This window comes from Bifidobacterium sp. ESL0827, assembly GCF_052606685.1.
Genome location: NZ_CP199597.1, coordinates 619,969 through 640,205 on the forward strand (window position 1 = coordinate 619,969; position 20,237 = coordinate 640,205).

The window sequence follows — 20,237 nt, forward strand, 5'->3', positions numbered from 1 at the left end:
CATCATGGGATTGTTCGGTTTCGGCAGGAAACGCGCCAAGAGGCAGGCTGAGGAGAACATCGAGGATCAGGAGGACCAGTCCAAGGGGCTCGACAAGTTCGAGGGCGCTGAGGAATCCACTGAGAAATCCGATCTGACATCAGAGGAGGACCGTGACGAGACGGCTGCGGAGCAGGACGAAGCCGAGCAGAGCGGCCAGGGTCCCTGGGACAGCATGGATCCCGAGGCCCCCGATACCGATGAGTACCTTGATATCGGCGCCCTGATGTTGCCCTTCCTACAGGGCAGCGAGCTGAGGCTCAAGGCCAACTCGCAGACTGGAGACGTGCTGGGAGCCACCATCACCTACGGGTCCTCCAGTCTGGAGCTGGAGCCCTTCGCGGCACCCAAGTCCCTGGGCCTGTGGGATGAGGTCCGGGCCGACCTGCTCAAGGCTAACCCTTCCTGCGAGGAGGTGGACGGCGTCTTTGGGAAGGAGCTGACCCTGCCCGTCAAGGTCAAAGGCAAGAACCTGCTGACCCGGGTGGTGGGCATCGATGGACCCCGTTGGATGCTGCGAGGCATCTTCTCCGGCCCTGCAGCCAAGGGAGGCAAGGAGAAGGATGTTCTCGACGGCTACCTGGCCGACCTGGTGGTGGTCCGTGGCGATGAGCCCCTGGCCCCCCGTGACCTGGTTCCCATGCATGCGCCCATCACCCCCAATCAGCGCCGAGGAGAAGCCGAAGATACGGAGTCCAAGGACGATGAGGCAGCGCAGATCCCCGACAAGCCGGAGGGCCCCTTCAACTCGGATCAGCAGACCGAGGTGAAGACCACACTGTCACGCGGACCTATGTTCTCGGAGGTCCGCTAAGGCTGTGAAGCAGAAGCATTCCGGACTGGCAGCGCTGGCTGACGACGATTTCTCCGTCATGGAGGCCATCGGCGGATGGCGGGGGGTTGTCGAGTCCCTGCTGCCGGGGCTGGTATTTCTGGTTTTCTTTCTGCTTACCGGCCGTCTGGGGCTGACTGTGGCGGTTTCGGCGGCTCTGGCCGTTGTGCAGCTCTTGATTCGTCTGGTCCAGCGGCAGTCCTTTCTGGGAGCCCTGACCGGTTTGCTCTCGGTTGGTATCTGCCTGGTGGCTGCATGGCTGACCCGGGATGCCCGCAACTATTATCTGCCAGGATTTTTGACGAACGGATTTTGGATTATCGTTTTGGGCGCCTCATTGCTGGCACGGATGCCCGGCATAGGCCTGCTGGTGGAGTATCTGCGCCGACCCGTCGTCTCCGGGTGGAGACAATGGCTTGCCTCCTGGCGCAGTGAACCAGAGCTGGTACGGGCCTACACCCAGGCCACCCTGGTCTGGATCGCCGTCTTCGCGCTTCGTTTGCTGGTCCAGGTGCCACTTTACATAGCTGGCTCTGTTGGGTTTCTCGGCGCAGCGCGCTTGATCCTGGGTTTGCCCCTGTTCGCTCTGGGCATCTGGATCAGCTGGCTGCTGATCGGAGGTCCCTACCATCGTCGCCAGGTCGACCAGGAGGTCCACGCCGATCATGACTGAGAGCAAGGTTCGTCTGCGTATCGAACGCTATGCCGACCAGGGCCGTTGTGTGAGCCACTTGGAGGACGGCCGGGTGGTCTTCGTCCGCTTCGCCTTGCCTGGGGAGCTGGTGGAGGTTCTTCTGGACGAGCCTCACGGCCGGACCGATAGATTCGCTACGGGCGAGGTCACCCAGGTGCTGGAGGCCAACCCTGACCGCCGTGAGCCAGTCTGGCCCCTGGCTGGACCGCTGACCTGGGGAGGAGGCCTGGGCGGTGCCGATCTGGTTCACGTGAGCCTTCCCGGTCAGCTGGCCTGGAAGGCCGATCTGATCGGCCAGCAGATGGCCCGCCTGGGCGGGATGAATGTCCAGGTGCCTGTAGCCCGGGTTCCGGGCGATGAAGAGTTGGGCGGCCTACACTGGAGGACTCGCATCGAGCTGGTGGCCGATGACCAGGGCCGTCCCTCCATGCGTCGGCGGGGATCGCATGACCGTCTACCGATTCAGACCATGCCCCTTGCCACACAGGAGTTGCTGAAGCTGGCCGAGGACCTGGGTATCTGGGAAGGCGGCCTGCCCGCCGGTGCACGCATACGCCTGGCCGTGCCACAGTCACGCGATGGGGGACCGGTCGGCGATAACTACGCCCTGCTGGTGGATGGCCGCCTGAATAAAGGGAGCCGCCTGCTGACAGAGCGGCTGGAGGCCGGGGAAGGACCTGAGTACCAGGTCAGGGCTGACGGATTCTGGCAGGTTCACCGTCAGGCACCGGTCGTGCTGACCAAGGCGGTCCTGGACCAGGCCAGGCAGGCCTTGGACGGGGTCGCCGAACCGGTCATCTGGGATCTTTACTGCGGATCAGGGCTCTTCACCCTGCCGCTGGCCGCTCTGGCCGACGGACGGGCCCGGCTCCTGGCTGTGGAGGGATCCGCTGGAGCCATTGCCAGCGCGAAACACAACGTGAAGCAGGCCGGACTGGACTGGGTGGTCCTGCGTCGAGGGGACGTGGCCAAGGTCCTGGCTGGCGGTGCGCCCAAGGGGCTGGGCCATCCCGACCTGATCTTGCTGGATCCGCCCAGGGCCGGCGCCAAGGCCCATGTCTGCCGACTGCTGGCCGCCAGCAGGGCCGGGACCATCATCTATGTGGCCTGCGATCCGACCAGCCTGGCCAGGGATACGGCCACCCTGATCTCCCTGGGCTACAGCCCCAAGCACCTTGAGGCCTTTGACATCTACCCGATGACCCACCACGTGGAGACCGTGGCGGTCTTCACCCGCACGGCGGGAAGGCAGCGCTGACATGAGCCGCGCCGGGCGGGTCTTGGCAGTGGTCAGGCGGCTGGCGGGTCTGCTGCTGGCGGTCGCCCTGCTGGCAGGCCTGCCCATGCTGACCGGATGCGCCCCCAAGGACAGGGCCGTGGGCGACTCCTGGCACGAGGGCACCGTGCCCCACGACGGCGTGGATCGCTCCGACACGCTCGTGGCTTTGATTGGATGCCCGCAGAAGGGCGAAAAGGACCCAGATGCCGGTCTGGACAGCCGCATCCTGGCATCCTTGAAGGCCGAGCGCATGAAGGGCTATTTCTCCTCAGCGCAGACCACCGGCGATCAGCAGGATGGGGTGCAGGATGCCATCAACCGGGGTGTCAGCCTGATTCTGATCCGTCGGCCCGGCGCCGGCGACTGGACCCCCGCCCTGAAGGCAGCCCGGAAGGCGGGCATCCCTGTGGTAGAGTTCGCTCAAAGCGCCAAGGCTTGGACCCCTGACCCGGGTAAGCTCTACTATGCGGCTACGGTCCATCCGGTGGATCCTGCCGGGCATTCGCACGCGCCCCTGCTGGCTGACGCTCTGCAGACCATTGTGGACGACGGACCGCATGCCAGGATCATGGCCGTGCGCCTGAGCGCCGACTGAGAGGGGGGCCGAGGATGAGCACAGGCAGTGAGCAAAAGACGACAGCGGGCACAGCAGCGGGCACAGGCTTTCCGGACACCGACCGGCCGGGGCTGAGCTCCCAGGAGGTGGGGCAGCTGAAGGCCAAGGGCCTGGTCAACGTCTCCCAGGACCAAACCTCCCGCAGCCTGGGCCAGATCGTCCGCGACAACGTCTTCACCCTCTTCAATGGAATCATCCTGACCGCCATGGTGGTGGTCCTGCTGACCGGCCAGTGGAAGGACGCAGTCTTCGGCCTGGTCATCATCATCAACACCGGCATCGGCGTGGCCACCGAGCTCAAGGCCAAGCACACCCTGGACGGGCTGTCCATCCTGGTGGCCTCCGACTATGCAGTGCGCAGGGATGGGCGCAACCTGACCGTGCCCCACGATGACATCGTCAAGGGGGACCTGCTCTGGATCCGCTCCGGAGACCAGGTGCCTGCCGACGCGCAGATCATCGACACCTACGGCCTGGAGCTGGACGAGTCCATGCTGACCGGCGAATCGCGTACGGTCAAGCATAAGCCGGGGGATCAGGTCTACTCGGGCTCCACAGCTGTCTCGGGCATGGCTCTGGCCCAGGTGACCGCCGTGGGCGCCGACTCCTACGCCGCCACACTGACTGCCAAGGCCAAGGTCTATAAAAAGGTCCGCTCCGACCTGAACGAGGGTATCGACACCATCCTCAAGGTCATGACCGTGGTGGTCATTCCCCTCTGTCTGCTGCTCATCTTCACCCAGATGCGGACCGTGGGCGGCTTCCAGACGGCGCTGGCTACCGGAGCCTGGCGGCAGGCCGTGGTGTCTGCCGTGGCCGGGGTTGTGGGCATGATCCCCGAGGGCCTGGTCCTGCTGACCTCCCTGAACTTTGCCCTGGCCGCCATCCGCCTGGCCCGGCATCAGACCCTGGTCCAGCAGATGGAGTCCGTGGAGACCCTGGCCCGGGTGGATGCCCTGAACCTGGACAAGACCGGCACCATCACCGACGGGGGCATCGTCTACGACGACCTGCACCCGCTGGCCAAGGATCTGCCGGCACAGCAGCTCCGGCAGGCCCTGGTGGACGTGTGCGCGGAGGAGAGCCCCAACGCCACCGGCCGGGCCATCCTCAAGGGGATGGACGACCTGCACCCGGGCAGGGCCGTCAGCCGCCTGCCATTCTCCTCGGCCCGCAAGTGGAGCGCCGTGGCCGACCAGTCCGGCAAAATCTGGTACTTCGGCGCCCCGGAGGTGCTCCTGGCATCCCAGGCGGGCAGCTGGCCCCAGGTGGACCAGCAGGTGGCCGCCCTGGCCGACCGCGGCTACCGGGTGCTGATGCTGGCCGCCCCCGACGGGTACCCGGGCACCGACCGGCCCGACTACTTCACCAGCAGCCCCGACCTGCCCGGGAACCTGAAGCCCCTGGCCCTGATCACCTGCTCGGAGCACATTCGCGACGACGCCGCCGAGACCCTGGCTTGGTTCCGCCAGCAGGGCGTGCGGTGCCGGGTCATTTCGGGCGACAACCCAGCAACGGTGGCAGCCATTGCCAACAAGGTGGGCCTGACTGGCGACCGGGCCCCCCGGGCCATGGATGCCCGTCAGCTGCCCAAGGACACGGCAGCCCTGGCCGAGGTCCTGGAGGACTTGGACGTGCTGGGTCGGGTTCTGCCCGACCAGAAGAAGGCCATCGTCCAGGCCCTGCACCTGAAGGGTCACACGGTGGCTATGACCGGCGACGGGGTCAACGACTCCCTGGCCCTGAAGGAGGCGGACCTGGGCATCGCCATGGGCAATGCGGCGGCCGCCACCAAGGCCGTGGCCCAGCTGGTCCTGGTGGATTCGCGCTTCTCCCACCTGCCCGACGTGGTGGCCCGGGGTCGGCAGGTCATGGCCAACATGGAGCGTGTGGCCGGCCTCTTCCTGGTTAAGACCGTCTACTCGGCCCTGATCTCCCTGGGCGTGGTCCTGACCGGCATCCCCTTCCCCTACCTGCCCAGGCACATCACCTACATCGGCGCCCTGACCATCGGCACGCCGGCCTTCTTCCTGGCGCTGGCCCCCAACACCAGGCGCTACCGGCCTGGCTTCCTCAAGCGGGTGGTCACCTTCGCTCTGCCCTCGGGCATCGCCACTGCTTTGATTGTGCTGACGGCGGCCTGGAGCCTGCCCGGCCTGCTGGGCCTGAACCTGGCCCGGCCCGGGGACCTGGGGCGCTGGCGGTCGGTCTGCGCCATCGTCCTCTTCTGCATGGGCGTGCTGGTCCTGACCCAGGTGGCCCGGCCCCTGCGCTCCTGGAGGGGCCTGCTGGTCCTCTTCTTCGCCGCAGCCGGGGTGATCGGGGCCCTGATCCCCCTGGTGGCGCAGTTCTTCGCCATCAGCCTGCCCACCGGTCCGGCCCTGGCAGCCACTGTGGCCTTCGCTCTGGCGGGTGCCCTGCTCATGGTCCTGGCCGTACTGGGCTATCCGGCATGCGCACGTTACATCCGTCAGGTAACACATGGGCGCTAAGAATGAACCTCACAAGCACAGATAGCGTCACTGACGGCCTGGGGTCCTCCCGCCGCCGGTCCGCATGGGCGCCAGGGCAGGGCCCGAGCGTCCAAGGAAGGGGTGGTGCATGTCAGAATCCGCACAAGATGCCGGTCGTTCCAAGCTCAAGGTGGGCTCCGAGGAGTTCGAATACTACCGGATCAGCGACCTGCCGGGGATCGACCACCTGCCCTACAGCCTGCGCATCCTGGCCGAGAATCTGTTGCGGCACCAGAACGGAACCACGGTGACCCGGGACCAGCTGGACCAGCTTCTGGACTGGGACCCCAAGGCCCAGCCTGACAGGGAAATCCAGTTCAGCCCCGCCCGGGTGCTCATGCAGGACTTCACCGGCGTGCCCTGTATGGTCGACCTGGCCACCATGCGCGACGCCGTCAAGGCCCTGGGCGACGACCCCTCCCTGGTCAACCCGCTCATCCCCGCCCAGATGGTCATCGACCACTCCGTCCAGGTGGACAGCTCGGGCGTGCCGGGCGCCCTGGAACACAACATGGACATGGAATACCAGCGCAACAGTGAGCGCTACCGCTTCCTGCGCTGGAGCCAGCAGGCCTTCCAAAACTTCCGCGTGGTGCCACCGGGCACCGGCATCATCCACCAGGTCAACCTGGAGTACTTGGCCCAGGTGGTCATGCGCAGGGACAGGACCAAGGGGGAGGGGCCGGCCCTTGTCTACCCGGACTCCTGCGTGGGCACCGACTCCCACACCACCATGGTCAACGGCCTGGGCGTGCTGGGCTGGGGTGTGGGCGGCATCGAGGCCGAGGCGGCCATGTTGGGTCAGCCCATCTCCATGCTGGTGCCCCAGGTCTTGGGCTTCAAGCTGACCGGATCCATACCCGAGGGAGTCACCGCCACCGACGTGGTGCTGACCGTGACCCAGATGCTGCGCGAGGTGGGCGTGGTAGGCCGGTTTGTGGAGTTCCACGGCAAGGGCCTGGCCCAGGTACCCCTGGCCAATCGGGCCACCCTGGGCAACATGAGCCCCGAGTTCGGCTCCACCTGCGCCATCTTCCCCATCGACCAAATCACCATGGACTACCTGCGTCTGACCGGTCGCAGCGACGATCATGTGCGCCTGGTGGAGGCCTATGCCAAGGCCAACGGCCTGTGGATGGACCCGGAGGATGCCGACTGCCCCGAGCCTGAGTATTCGCAGGTGCTGGAGCTGGACCTGTCTACGGTGCGTCCGTCCATCGCCGGCCCCCGGCGGCCCCAGGACCGCATCCTGCTGGACCAGGCCCAGAAGACCTATCAGCGGGACCTCAAGGATTACAGCGACCAGGACAAGGACAAGGGCGAGGGCGAGGCTGTGCCGGTCAAGAAGGCCGACGGCAGCGAGTTCAGCCTGCGGGACGGGGATGTGGTCATTGCGGCCATCACCTCCTGCACCAACACCTCCAACCCTTCGGTCATGGTGGCCGCCGGTCTGCTGGCCCGCCAGGCGCGCGCCCGGGGCCTCAAGCCCAAGCCCTGGGTCAAGACCTCGCTGGCTCCCGGCTCCCAGGTGGTGACGGACTATCTGAACCGGACCGGCCTGAGCAAGGACCTGGACGCCCTGGGCTTCGAGCTGGTCGGCTACGGCTGCACCACCTGCATCGGTAACTCCGGCCCCCTGGACCCGGCCATCCACCAGGCCATCGCCGACCACGACCTGACGGTGACGGCCGTGCTCTCGGGCAACAGGAACTTCGAAGGGCGCATCAGCCCGGATGTGAAGATGAACTACCTGGCCTCGCCGCCCCTGGTGGTGGCCTACGCCCTGGCCGGCACCATGGACTTCGACCCCTGGCGGGACCCTCTGGGCCAGGACAGCCAGGGCAAGCCGGTCATGCTGGCGGACATCTGGCCCTCCCAGGAGGCCATCGAGTCCGTGGTGGGCACCGCCCTGGACCGGGACATGTACCTGCGCGACTATGCGGACGTCTTCGGCGGGGACGAGCGCTGGCGGAAGCTGGAGGTGCCGGAGGGCGAGCTCTTCCACTGGGATCAGGATTCCACCTACATCCGCCGCCAGACCTTCTTCGATGGCATGAAGGCCCAGCCCGACCCCCTGGAGGACATTCACGGGGCCCGGGTGCTGGCCCTGCTGGGGGATTCGGTCACCACCGACCACATCTCGCCCGCAGGGGCCATCAAGGCCGACGCCCCGGCCGGCCGCTACCTGCAGGAGCACGGCATAGTCCCCAGGGACTTCAACTCCTACGGCTCCCGGCGAGGCAACCATGAGGTCATGGTCCGGGGCACCTTCGGCAACATCCGCCTGCGCAACCAGCTTCTGGCCTCGGTGGGGCTGGATGTGCGGCCGGGAGGGTTCACCTACGACTTCCTGAACGGCCAGGAGACGACCATCTTCGAGGCGGCGCAGGACTACGCTAGGCAGGGCACGCCCCTGGTGGTGCTGGCCGGCAGCGAGTACGGTACGGGCTCCTCCAGGGACTGGGCGGCCAAGGGCACAAGGATGCTGGGCGTGCGGGCCGTCATCGCCAGATCCTTCGAGCGCATCCACCGCAGCAACCTGATCGGCATGGGCGTGCTGCCGCTGGAGTTCCCGGCGGGTCAGTCGGCCCAGAGCCTGGGGCTGGACGGCCAGGAGACCTATGACCTGATCGGCGTTGATGCCCTGAACGACTCCTTGCCCGGGCAGGTCCAGGTGCGGGCCCAGCGGCCCGACGGCAGCAGAGTGGAGTTTGCGGCCAAGGTGCGCATCGACACCCCTGGCGAGGCCGAGTATTACCGCAACGGCGGCATCCTGCAGTACGTGCTGCGCGGGTTGCTGGCCAGGGCCGACCAGGAGGACTGAAGATATAAAAAATCCCCGCCCCCAACGTCAGGGGCGGGGATTTTCTTTTATCAGTTGCGATCGCCGACCAGGTTCAGGATGTAGAGGAAGAGGTTGACGAAGTCCAGGTAGAGGTAGAGGGCGCAGAGGATGGAGACCCGCTTGATGACCTCCGGCCCCTGGCTGCGGTAGGTGGCGAAGATGACCCTGGTCTGCTGGGCGTCATACATGGTGAGCCCGGCGAAGAGGATGATGCCGATGGCCGAGACCACGCGCAGGGCCGTGTTGGAGGGGGCCACGAAGAGCATGACCACCTGGACCAGGATCAGCATGAGCAGGCCGGCCATGAAGATGGACCCCATGCCCAGCATGTTGCGCCGCGTGGTCAGCCCCAGCATGCTGAGGACGAAGAAGAAGCCTGCGCTGATCACCAGGGTCAGCATGATGGACGGCAGGGAGTAGGTGATGAAGATGGTGCTCAGGGTGAAGCCCATCAGGGCCGCATAAATGTAGAACATGATCCGGGCGGTGGAGGTGCGCATGCGCATAACCCGGACGCTCAGAATCATGGCGAAGGCCACCTGGACCACGGCCATGCCAATCCAGCCCAGGGCGCCCGTGGCCTGCATGAAGGCCATGAGCAGTCCAGTCCGGGCGGTCAGATAGGCCGTCAGGGCAGTGACCAGCAGGCCGACCGCCATCTCCGCATAGGCGCGGGACATGGAGACCCGCTCCGCCTTTTCAAAGCTGTATGCTGCGTTGGTGTCGATGGGCGAACCCATGCCGTAGGGCTCACCACCCTGCATGGTCGGCATCGGCTGCTGTGTGTACTGACCGTATGGGGCCTGCGGCCGCGGATTCCCGTTGAAAGCCATCTGCTCCTCCTTGTCTTCCCGCCTGTGGCGGATGGTCGTCTTATTCAAGTCTACATGGCCGGTTTGGCGGTATAAAGGGTGTTTGCTCTGGCTGGAATCAGGCGGGGATGGCCGCCATGGCAGGGCGGTTGCATACCCACATCCCGCCATGGCGGCCACCCCTCTAATGATGTGCCGCCCAGCCCTTGGAAGGGTGGACGGAGTGTGGTGGGGGCGCGGGAGGGAAGTGTCGGCTCTCTTGGGGTTTGAGCCTTACGTGGCAATTTTCCTCCCTGCTCCCCCTATGTAGGGCCGGGGGCGGGGGGATTGATACGCCGCCCGGCCTGTCTTACTCGTGCAAAGCGTGAAGCAGCTGGTGTTGTTCTCTCCGGTGGCGGCGTGATGCCAACACCCCGCCCATGCCCATTGTGCCTGCGGCCAGGGCGAGCAGGATGCCTTCCCCGCCCGCCTCAGGAAGAGTGCCTGCAGGCAGGTACGTGTATCTGAGGGAGGTGTCCGGCTTTTGGGCTGCGCCTACCAATGTGTAGTCGACGCTGACCGTGACTGTGCCCGGTAGGTGTTCGGGCGTGAGCACGGTGACGCTGCCGCCATCGCTGCGTGTCAAGCCTGATACGGGGGTCTGGTCGAATCTGACGCCGGTGATCACCAGCTGCAGGTTAAACACCACCGGCACAGGAGCCGATTTATTGTTTGTGGTGCCGTCGCCGAGTCGACCAGAGTCGTTGCGTCCCCATGTTTTGGTGTTCCCGTCCGTGTCGATGGCCAGCGAATGCTGGTCACCGGCGATTATTCGCACCGCGTGCAGCCAGGGGCCTGCCTTGCTTGTGGACTGTTCGGAGGCGAGCACCTTTACAGGGTAATAGTAGCCGCTGGTTGTATTGTTCCCGAGCTGGCCCTTATCGTTCTCTCCCCAGGCGTAGGCGTATCCGTCGTTGCCCAGGGCCAATGAATGCTCGTATCCACCGTCCACTTGTGTGGCTTGCAGTCCTTTGCTCTCGTCATCAGGGTTGGCGGGGTCGCGCACGTGCACGGGAACCGTCGAATCCGTTGTGCTGTTATTTCCGAGTTGGCCGCAGTAGTCGAATCCCCAGGCGTAGGCGCATCCATCGTTGCCCACGGCCAGGGAATGAGAGTATCCTGCGCTCACCTGTGTGGCTTGCAGTCCTTTGCTCTCGTCATCAGGGTTGGCGGGGTTGCGCACGCGCACAGGAACAGGATTCGCGTTAGTACTGCTGGTCTTCCCGTTGCCGAGCTGGCCATTTTTGTTGTATCCCCAGGCGTAGGCGTATCCGTCAGTCCCGATGGCCAGCGAATGCCGCCATCCGGCGTTCACCTGGGTGGCTTTCAGTCCTTTGCTTACGTCAGCGGGGTCGCGCACGTGCACGGGAACATCAGACAAATCGTCGCTGGTGTTGTTGCCGAGCTTGCCATATTCGTTGTATCCCCAGGCGTAGGCGTATCCGTCGCTGCCCACGGCCAGCGAATGAGAGTATCCGGCGCTCACCTGTGTGGCTTGCAGTCCTTTGTTTGCATCCTCGGGGTTGGCGGGGTCGCGCACGCGTATTGGTTTTGATGAATTGGACTTGGTCTTGTTGCCGAGCTGGCCATAGTTGTTGTATCCCCAGGCGTACACGTATCCGTCACTGCCCAAGGCCAACGAGTAATAGCTTCCGGCGCTAACCTGCACGTAGGTGAAATCCGCAGGCAGGTCCGGATACGTCTCGCGGTCAGGTTTCCTCACCATGACCGGCGTATGCCGCTCGGTGGTCGTCCCGTCGCCGAGCTGGCCATACCTGTTGTCTCCCCATGCGTAGGCGTTCCCGTCGCTGCCCACGGCCAGGGAAAAGCCATAGGTAGTACTACTGTCGTTTTTCGATCCGCTGACCTGGCTGAACCTGATGTTTCGCCTGGTGATGTTAGGCGGGGTGATGATGGTGGACTCGTTGCCCAGCTGGCTTCCCTTATCGGGGCTGATGCTCCACGTGTTGTTGGGGTCTTGGAAGGTCCATTTGGCGGTGAGGGTGAGGTTTTCGGTGACGGGCTTGCTGAAGTCGTAGGCGATGTTGCCGGTGAACCATCCGTCGAACTGATAGCCTTCGCGTGTCGGATCTGGGGAGGGCCGCTTCACTCTGCTGTTCGGGGTGGAGAAATTCTGATCTGCTGGTTCGGGGTTTCCTCCGTCCGCATTAAAAGTGACTTTGTAAGTGGCGCTTTGCTGGTTGTTTCTGGTCAGTGTCTGGCCGACGGTGTAGTTGAGGCTCCTGGTGAAGGGTTGGCCGTCCTGCCTGCCGGCGAGTGTGATGGCGGCTGGCCCGGGCTTGCGGGCGGGGATTTCCGTCTGCCAGGAGTTGTCTTTCCTGCTGAGTGTCAGTGCCTGGCTGTCCATGCTGGCTGATTCCAGGGTGGGTCCGGTGGCATTGTCGGTTCTGGCTGGCTTGCCCGGATTGTTTTGAGCGTCCAGGCTCCACGTGAACATGTCGCCCTGTCGGTTAATGGCGGTGATGCTGCTGCCGGCAGCGGCGGCCTGTGTGTAGGGTTGTTCCCCATTGTCTGCCCGGACGGCTGTTGCGCCGGGCTCCCAGGTCCAGATGCGGCCGTCCGTGCTGGTGATCACGGCCTGGTCCTTGTTGGCGGCGATACTGCTGGCTTTTCTGTTTTCGGGCAGACCGAGGGCTGCAGAACTGGCTGTGTTGTCGTCCAGGTACCGGGCCTGCCCGTCCGCGTCCAGGAGGAGGAACCCCTGGTTGAGGGCCTGGGCCTGGACGGTGCGCGTGCCCGGGCCCTGCTTGATGGGTTCCGGTCTGGCTTTTCCGGTGTTGCTTGTCTCCCGGGTCCAGGCCTGCCCGTGTGTGTCCACGACGAGGATCCGGCTGCCGGATGCGACGGCGAGGACGGCCTGCGCCTGCCCGGGCAGGCCGATGGCTTCCTGTGCTGCGGGTTTCGGGTTCGGATTTTGGCTGTCGGCCTGTCCGGCCTGATAGGCGTGTACCTGTCCCTGCCGGTCCACGGCCAGGAGCAGGTCATTGTTGATGCTTATGCTCGTGAACCCGGCATCCCGTCCGGTATCCAGGAGCGTGGGTACGAGCTGTTGGCTGGCCCAGGTGTAGATCCGCTGGTCTGATCCCAATGCGGCCTGCCGTCGGCTGCCGGCTGCGGCCTGCAGGTAGCGGAACCCGCCGGGAGCCTGGACGGGGAAGGGCACCTGTGTTGTTGTGCCGTCTTTCGTCCATGTGTTTATGCGGCCGTCGCCGGTCACGCCGACGGTTTGGTCTCCTGCCGTGCGGATGCTCGTGTAATAGGGCTCCTGCCTGTCGGGCGGGATGATGGTCAGTCTGGTGCCGGAGGCGGGCCCATGGTCCGGGCTCAGCCGCCAGTCCGTGGTCTTCGTCCATTTGGCTTTCAGGGTCGTGTCCTGCAGGATCGGAGCCTGGAAGTCATAGGGCTGGCCGTCACGTGTCCATCCGTCGAACCTGAAGCCATCACGTTGAGGATTGTGCTGCGGGGGAGCGGCGGGTGTCCCGGTCTTCACGATCGCTTGTGTTGGCTTGCTGCCATCGGCCGGGTCGAAACGCACCATGTGCGTGGCGAGATCAGCCGTCTTCTCTGTTGACTTGGCCGGAGCGGAGCCTGTGCCCTCAGGTGTTCCCGTCGGCGATGACGGGGTGTGCGGGCTTGGCGTTGCTGGGCTCAACGGTGGGGTGGCTTGTATCGGCGATGGCGAGGAAAGTGGAATATTTGATGCGTTGCCGGGGACAGTGGCAGGGGTTTGCTCAGCTACGCGAGGGGTCTGACGACCCCCCCCCCGGTGAGAATGGGAGCGTCCGCCTGGGCGGATGCGACGCCCAGGCCCGCCAGCAGGCCCAGCAGGACGATCGTCATCGCCATGATGCGACGCAGACGGGAAACCACATGCATGAAACCAAAACCCCTTCACAAACACCAAGCGGGATCGACACCGCCTGCCTAATAAAGTTCTTCCTGCCAACGCCAACCCTGCATCACATCGCAGGAGCCAATGGCGCAAGCCAGCTGTCTTCTCGACATCCCCTATTTTTCACCCTACCACCCGGTCAGTAGACAACACACGAACCAGAGGCAGTTGCTTGGCGGCAGTGATCCTCTCGGTCAAGGAGAGTCGTTGTTGACAGCGTTATTTGAGAACGGGAGCACGGACAGCGTCCGGGCCGGCTCGAGTTGCAAACTTTGCAAACTCTATGGTCGACTCTTCTGTGTTCATCTCCATTCCTGGGCGGCAACAAGAGAGGTTTGCCTGTATCCTCACAGGCAGAAGTGTGGTGGGGGCGCGGGAGGGGTGTCGGCTCTCTTGGGGTTGAGCCTTACTTAAATGACACGTTTCTCCCTGCTCCCCCCCCCCCCCTATATGGGTCGGGGGCGGGGGGATTGATACGCCGCCCGGCCCGTCTTACTCGTGCGAAGCTTGTGACAGTTGGCGTGTTTCCCTCCGGTGGCGGCGGGATGCCAGGATCCCGCCCATGCCGGTCATACCGGTGGCCAGGACCAGCAGGATGCCTTCCCCTCCGGCCTTGGGAAGGACTCCTGCGGGCATGTACGTGTATCTGAGGGAAGTGTCGGTCAGGTTATTTCCCGCGCCGCCCGTTGTGTATTTAACGCTGACTGTGACTGTGCCCGGCAGGTGTGCGGGCGTGGTGACGCTGACGCTGCTGCCATCGCCGCGGATCAGGTTCGTGCCGGGGCTGGTGTTGAAGGTGACGCCGGTGATCACCGGCTGTAGGTTGAACGCCACCGGTGAAGGAACAAGACTCTGCCTTCCTGCATTGGGATTGCCGAGCTGGCCATACCAGTTCTGTCCCCAGGCGTAGGCGACTCCGTCCGTGCCAATCACCAGTGAATTCTGCCATCCTGCGCTGACTTGCATGGCATTCAGCCAGGGTTCGGCCGAGCTCGTGGACTGCGCGGAGGCAAACACCTTCACCGGGGAATGCCGGTCACTGGTGGTGTTGTCGCCGAGCTGGCCGTAGTTGTTGCGTCCCCATGCCCAGGTGTTCCCGTCCGTGTCGACGGCCAATGAATGGTAAAGTCCTGCGCTCACCTGCACGGCTGTCACTGCGCCCGCATTCGCGGGGTATCGCACCTTTTGGGGAACATAATTCGTGTCTGTATTTGTGCTGCTGTAGCCGTTGCCGAGCGAACCGTACTGATTGTAGCCCCATGCCCATGTGTTGCCATCCTCGCCGATAGCTAATGCGAACCATCCGCCGGCGCTCACTTGGACGGCTTTCAGCCAGGGGCCCGCAGCAGCCGTGGATTTGTTTGAGGCGAACACGCGGCTGGGCGTGAGGTGGACACTATTGTCGGTGGTGTTCTTGCCGATTTGGCCATGGTGGTTGTAGCCCCAGGTGTACACGTACCCGTCCTGGCCGAGGGCCATGTCGAAGGACCAGCTGGTGCTGATCTGCACGGCGTGGAGGACGCCGCTCGCATCCGAAGGGTCCTTGACCGCCATGGGCACGTTCTGCGGGCTGAAGCAGTCATAGCCGCCTCCTTTGGATATGCCGCCCCAGGTGTATACGGTGCCGTCGGCGGCCAATGCCATGGAGTTCCAGGCTCCTGCGGCGACTTGGATGGCTTTCAGCCCTTCGCTGGAGTTGTTTGGCCCGTGCACGCGCACAGGTAGCGACGAATTGGATGTGGTGTTGTTGCCGAGCTGCCCGTGGTCGTTGAGCCCCCAGGCGTACACGTACCCGTCGCTGCCGATGGCCAGCGAATGATAGCCGCCGGCATCAGCCTGCACGTAGGTGAAATCCATAGGTGTGCCCGCAGGCTTTGGCACCGGGACGGGCGTGTTCTGCTGGACGGTCGTACCGTTGCCGAGCTGGCCGGACTTGTTGTTGCCCCAGGCGTAGGCGTTCCCGTCGCTGCCCACAGCCAGCGAATACCCCGTCAGATCACCATATACGTATCCTCCGCTGCTGACCTGGTTGAACCTGATGCCGTTTCTCGTTGCTGGTGGGGTGATGGTGGTGGATTCCTTACCGAGCTGGCTGCCCTTGTCGGGGTTGATCTTCCACGTGTTGTTGGGGTCTACAAGCGTCCATTTGGCGCTGAGGGTGAGGTTGCCGGTGACGGGCTTGCTGAAATCGTAGGCGATGTTGCCGGTGAACCATCCGTCGAACTGGCAGCCTTGGCGCGTCGGATCGGGGGAGGGGCGCTGGACCCTGCCGTAGACCGGCTGGATGCTCTGGTCCTGGGGGGTCGGGCCTCCTTCGCCCGTATTGAAATGGACCGTATAGGCGGAGCCCTCTTGGACGTCTCTGGTCAAGGTCTGGTCGACCGTGTAGTCGAGGCTTCTGGTGAAGGGCTGATTGCCTTGTTTCCCGGTGATAGTGATGATGGCCGACTCGGGAGTGTGGGCGGGCACGTCCGTCTGCCAGGAATCCTTATCTCTGGTGAGTTTGAGTGGCTGGCCGTCCATGCTGGCTGTTTCCAGGATAGGCGCTTGGATGGTGTCGGGCTGGGCTGGTTTTCCGGGCTTGCCCTGGGCGTCCATGTTCCATCTGAATATGCTGCCCTGTTTGTCAATGGCGGTGATCCCGCTGCCGGCAGCCGTGGCCTGCACGTAAACCTGTCCCATGTTGTCCGCGCGGACGGGCGTCTTGCCGGGCTTCCAGGCCCATACGTGGCCGTCTTTGTCAAGGACTGTGGCCTGATCGCCGCTACTGTTGATTCTGCTGATCTGCGTGCCGTCGGGCAGGCCGGCGACTGTGGGGCTGCTCATGCCATCGGCGAGATACCAGGCCTGCCCGTTCTCATTCAGGAGGAGGAACCCCTGGTTGAGGGCTTGGGCTTGGACGATGCGCATGCCCGGCTTCTGCTTGACGTGTGCGGGTTTGGCGTTGCCGGTATCGCTCGCGTCCCAGGTCCAGGCCTGTCCGTCCGTGTCCAGGGCGAGGATCCGGCTGCTAGAAGAGACAGCGGTGACGGCCTGTGCTTTTCCGGGCAGGCTGGTTGTGGCCTGCTGTATGAGTTTCGGGTTCGGGTCCTGGCTGTCGGCATCCCTGGCCTGATAGACGAGAATTTGTCCCTGCCGGTCCACTGCCAGGAGCCGATTATCGGTGATGCTGATGCTGGTGAACCCGGCATCCTGGCCGGTGTCGAGGATGGCGGGCGTCGACTGCTGGTTGTTCCAGGTGTAGATCCGTTGGTCGGATCCGAGGGCCGCCTGCCGTTGGCTGCCGGCTGCGGCCTGCAGGTAGCGGAACCCGTCGGCAGACTGGGCTGGGAAGGGGACCTGCTTGGGCGTGCCGTCCTGCGTCCAGGTGTGGATGCTGCCGTCCCCGGTCAGGCCGAGGATCTGGTTTCCTGCGGCTTGGATGCTGGCGAACTGAGGCTCCTGCCTGTCGGGCGGGCTGATGGTCAGGACGGTTCCTGAGGCGGGCCCGTGGTCCGGGCTCAGCGTCCAGTCCGTGGCCTTCGACCACTTGGCTTTCAGGGTCATGTCCTGGAGGACGGGGGTCCGGAAGTCGAAGGGCCGGCCGTCAAGCGTCCACCCCTCGAATCGGAAGCCTTGACGCTGAGGGTTCTGTTGCGGGGGAGTGGCGAGGGTGCCGGTTTTCACGCTCGCCTGGGTGGGCTTGCTGCCGTCGGCCGGGTCGAAACGCACTGTATGCACGGCTTGATCATCTGTCTTCTCCCCTGATTTGGCCGGAGCGTGGTCTGTGCTGTACGGCGTGCCCGTCGTCGATGGCTGGGCGCCTGGCGTGGGGCTTAGTGGCGTAGTGGCTTGTATTGGTGAGGGTGAGGACAGTGGAGTGTCTGTTGCGTTGCTGGGGGGAGTGGCGGAGGTTCCGTCAGCTACGCGAGGGGTCTGAAGACCCCCTTCCCCGGAGGGGATGGGAGCGTTCTCTTGGGCGGATGCGATACCCAAGCCTGCCAGCAGGCCCAGCAGGACGATCATCATCACCAGGATGCGACGCAGCCGGTTACCCAGACGCATGACTCATAAGCCCCTTCACCAAACACCAAGCGAAGCAAACGCCGCTTGCAGAATAAGGTTCTCCCTGTCGGAAAGCTGCTAATCGCTCAAGGCCAGTCCGCACAACAGACTGCACGAATCATGGCGGAACCCAGTCGTCTTCTCGACTTCCCCTGTCTCTCATCCTACCACCCAGCCCACAGACAACACATACAAGTCAAATCAGCTCTTTGACGACAATGAATTTTTTGTTGAGGAATAGCGTTTGTTTACAGCGATTGTCTGGTACTGGGAGCACGGACGAAGGCCGAGCGGACTAGGGTTTCTGTGCCCTTTGATTCACGTGCCCGAGTTTCCCTTTCGAGGGCAGAGGCGGGGCGCGCATGCCTGCTCCTAATTTCTGTCAGCGGCAGTTGACAGTAGTGTGGTGGTGGGGGCGCAAGAGGAGTGCCGGCTCCCTTGGGGGTGAGTTTTAAGTGGCATTCCTCCGTGCGCCCCTGTTGTAAGCCGGAGGTGGGGGGATTGATCAGCCTCCGGCCTGTCTTACTCGTGCGAAGTATGCAATAGCCTGTGCCGTTCTCTCCTGTGGCGGCGCGAGGCCAGGACCCCGCCCATGCCGGTCATGCCGGTGGCCAGGGCGAGCAGGATGCCTTCCCCGCCGGCCCTTGGGAGCACGCCTGCAGGCAGATACAGGTAGGTCAGAGATTTGTCAGTCAAAACCTGTCCTGCGCCGCCCATTGCGTAGTCGACGCTGACCGTGACCGCACCTGGCTGGTGTGCGGGCGTGAGCACGGTGATGCTGTTGCTGTTGCTAACAGGAGCCAGGTTCGTGCCTGGGCCGGTGTCGAACTTGGCTGCAGTGATCACCGGCTGCAGGTTGAACAACACCGACACAGGAACGTTTGAGTCGTCAGTAGTGCCGTCGCCGAGCTGGCCATAGATGTTTTCTCCCCAGGCGTATGCGTATCCGTTGCTGTCCAATGCCAGTGAATGATCGTCTCCGGCGCTGACCTGTATGGCTTTGAGTCCTTTGTTCGGATCCGTGGGGCTGGCGGGGTCGCGCACGCGCACAGGAACAGAGGAATTCGTTGCGGTGTTGTTGCCGAGCTGACCATGCTGGTTGCTGCCCCAGGCGTATACATATCCGTCGCTACCCAAAGCCAGCGAATGCCATTTTCCTGCGCTGACCTGCACATAGGTGAAGTCGGTCGGCACGCCTGCAGGTTTCCTCACTATGTTTGGCGTAATCCGTTGAGTGGTCGTCCCGTCGCCGAGCCAGCTATAGGTGTTGTCTCCCCTTGCGTAGGCGTTCCCGTCGCTGCCCACGGCCAAGGAAAAAACAAAGGTATAGTATTTTGCTCCGCCGACCTGGCTGAACCTGATACCGCTGGTGCTGTCTGGCGGGGTGATGGTGGTGGTTTCGTGGCCGAGCTGGCTGCCCTTGTCGGGGCTGATCCTTCAGGAGGTGTTGGGGGGTTTGCTGGTCCACTTGGCGGTGAGGGTGAGGTTGTCGGTGACGGGCTTGCTGAAGTCGTAGGCGACTTCGTTGATGAACCATCCGTCGAACTGGTAGCCGCTGCGGGTCGCGTCGGGTGAGGGCCGTTGGACTCTTCCGTAGGGATAGGTGACTTGCTGGTCTCCGGGTTTGGGGCTTCCTCCGTCCGTCTTGAAGGTGACCGTGTAGGTGGAACTCTGTCGGATGTCCTTCAGAAGCGTCTGGTCGACCGTGTAGTTGAAGCTTCGGGTGAAGGGCTTGCCGTCCTGCCTGCCGGTCAGTGTGATGGTGACTGGTCCGGGCTGGCTTGCTGGCATTTCCGTCTGCCAGGAGCCGTCTGTTTTGTTGAGTGTCAGCGACTGGCCGTCCAGGCTGGCTGATTCGAGAATGGCCGCCTGGGTGGTATTGACTTTTGCTGGCTTGTCTGGCTGGCTCTGGGTGTTGATGCTCCATTGGTATAGGCTGCCCTGCCTGCTGATAGCGGTGATCCTGCCGCCCGTAATGGCGGCCTGCGTGTAGGGCTGGCTCCCGTTGTCCGCGCGCGTGGGCGACTCACCGGGCTTCCAGGTCCAGATGTGGCCGTCCGTGCCGGCGGTGACGGCCTGGTTCTTGTTGGTGGTGATCCGGCTGGCTTTCATGTTTTCCGGCAGGCCGGTGGTTGCGAGGCTTGTCTTGCCGTCGGCCAGGTAATAGGCCTGCCCGTTTGCGTCCAGGAGGATGAACCCCTGGCCGAGGGTTTGAGCTTGCCTGATGCGCATGCCCTGGTCCTGCCTGATGCGTTCGGGCTTGACGTTGGCGGTCTTGCCTGTGTTCCAGATCCAGGCTTGCCCGTCCGAGTCCACGATGAGGATCCGGCTGGGCGGGCTGATGGTCAACCGGGTGCCGGAGGCGGGCCCGTGGTCCGGGCTCAGCGTCCAGTCCGTGGCTTTACTCCATTTGGCTTTCAGTGTTGTGTCCTGCAGGACGGGGGTCTGGAAGTCATAGGGCTGGCCTTCGCGTGTCCACCCGTCGAACCGAAAGCCTTCACGCACGGGGTTGTTTTCCGGAGGGGATGCGAGGGTGCCGACTTTCACAGTTGACCGGGTAGGCGTGTTGCCGTCGCCTGGGTCGAAGCGCACTGTGTGCGAGGCGTGACCG

General features: G+C 63.9%; 11 protein-coding genes. 6 read left to right on the forward strand and 5 right to left on the reverse strand.

The genetic code is table 11. The features are described from left to right. The first annotated feature begins 4 nt into the window (after positions 1-4). The 6 genes from ACUIAI_RS02330 (at position 5) to acnA (ending at position 8,797) form a co-directional block, all read left to right on the forward strand. Positions 5-853: a DUF3710 domain-containing protein gene (locus ACUIAI_RS02330; RefSeq protein WP_445342511.1), complete on the forward strand. Its 849-nt coding sequence runs from the start codon at positions 5-7 to the stop codon at positions 851-853. Between the two features lie 4 nt (positions 854-857). Beyond that, positions 858-1,544 (forward strand): DUF3159 domain-containing protein, encoded by a 687-nt coding sequence (locus ACUIAI_RS02335; protein WP_445342512.1) that lies wholly within the window; start codon positions 858-860, stop codon positions 1,542-1,544. Beyond that, positions 1,537-2,823, forward strand: a complete 1,287-nt coding sequence (locus ACUIAI_RS02340) for a class I SAM-dependent RNA methyltransferase (RefSeq protein ID WP_445342513.1) — start codon at positions 1,537-1,539, stop codon at positions 2,821-2,823. Before ACUIAI_RS02335 ends, ACUIAI_RS02340 begins: the two co-directional genes overlap by 8 nt. Position 2,824: 1 nt before the next feature. Then, positions 2,825-3,439 carry a hypothetical protein gene (locus tag ACUIAI_RS02345; RefSeq protein WP_445342514.1) on the forward strand — a complete coding sequence of 205 codons (615 nt, stop codon included), beginning with the start codon at positions 2,825-2,827 and terminating at the stop codon, positions 3,437-3,439. Positions 3,440-3,453: 14 nt separating this feature from the next. Further along, a complete protein-coding gene (locus tag ACUIAI_RS02350; protein WP_445342515.1) occupies positions 3,454-5,952 on the forward strand; it encodes an HAD-IC family P-type ATPase in 2,499 nt (832 codons plus the stop codon). A 109-nt stretch (positions 5,953-6,061) separates the two neighbouring features. Next, entirely contained in the window at positions 6,062-8,797 is a 2,736-nt protein-coding gene (gene acnA, locus ACUIAI_RS02355) for an aconitate hydratase AcnA (protein ID WP_445342516.1), read from the forward strand. A 50-nt stretch (positions 8,798-8,847) separates the two neighbouring features. Here acnA and ACUIAI_RS02360 read toward each other — a convergent pair whose 3' ends face one another. The 5 genes from ACUIAI_RS02360 to ACUIAI_RS02380 all read right to left on the reverse strand — a co-directional run bounded on the left by ACUIAI_RS02360 (position 8,848) and on the right by ACUIAI_RS02380 (position 20,218). Then, positions 8,848-9,651: a Bax inhibitor-1/YccA family protein gene (locus ACUIAI_RS02360; RefSeq protein ID WP_445342798.1), complete on the reverse strand. Its 804-nt coding sequence runs from the start codon at positions 9,649-9,651 to the stop codon at positions 8,848-8,850. A 328-nt stretch (positions 9,652-9,979) separates the two neighbouring features. Then, entirely contained in the window at positions 9,980-13,342 is a 3,363-nt protein-coding gene (locus ACUIAI_RS02365) for an RCC1 domain-containing protein (RefSeq protein WP_445342517.1), read from the reverse strand. Between the two features lie 732 nt (positions 13,343-14,074). Continuing rightward, the gene (locus tag ACUIAI_RS02370) at positions 14,075-17,626 is read right to left on the reverse strand and encodes an RCC1 domain-containing protein (RefSeq protein WP_445342518.1); all 3,552 of its coding nucleotides are present in this window, start codon (positions 17,624-17,626) and stop codon (positions 14,075-14,077) included. A gap of 522 nt (positions 17,627-18,148) precedes the next feature. Next, the gene (locus ACUIAI_RS02375) at positions 18,149-18,931 is read right to left on the reverse strand and encodes an RCC1 domain-containing protein (RefSeq protein ID WP_445342799.1); all 783 of its coding nucleotides are present in this window, start codon (positions 18,929-18,931) and stop codon (positions 18,149-18,151) included. 132 nt (positions 18,932-19,063) lie between these two features. After that, positions 19,064-20,218, reverse strand: coding sequence for an InlB B-repeat-containing protein (locus ACUIAI_RS02380; protein WP_445342519.1), 1,155 nt, complete (start codon positions 20,216-20,218; stop codon positions 19,064-19,066). Between the last annotated feature and the right edge of the window lie 19 nt (positions 20,219-20,237).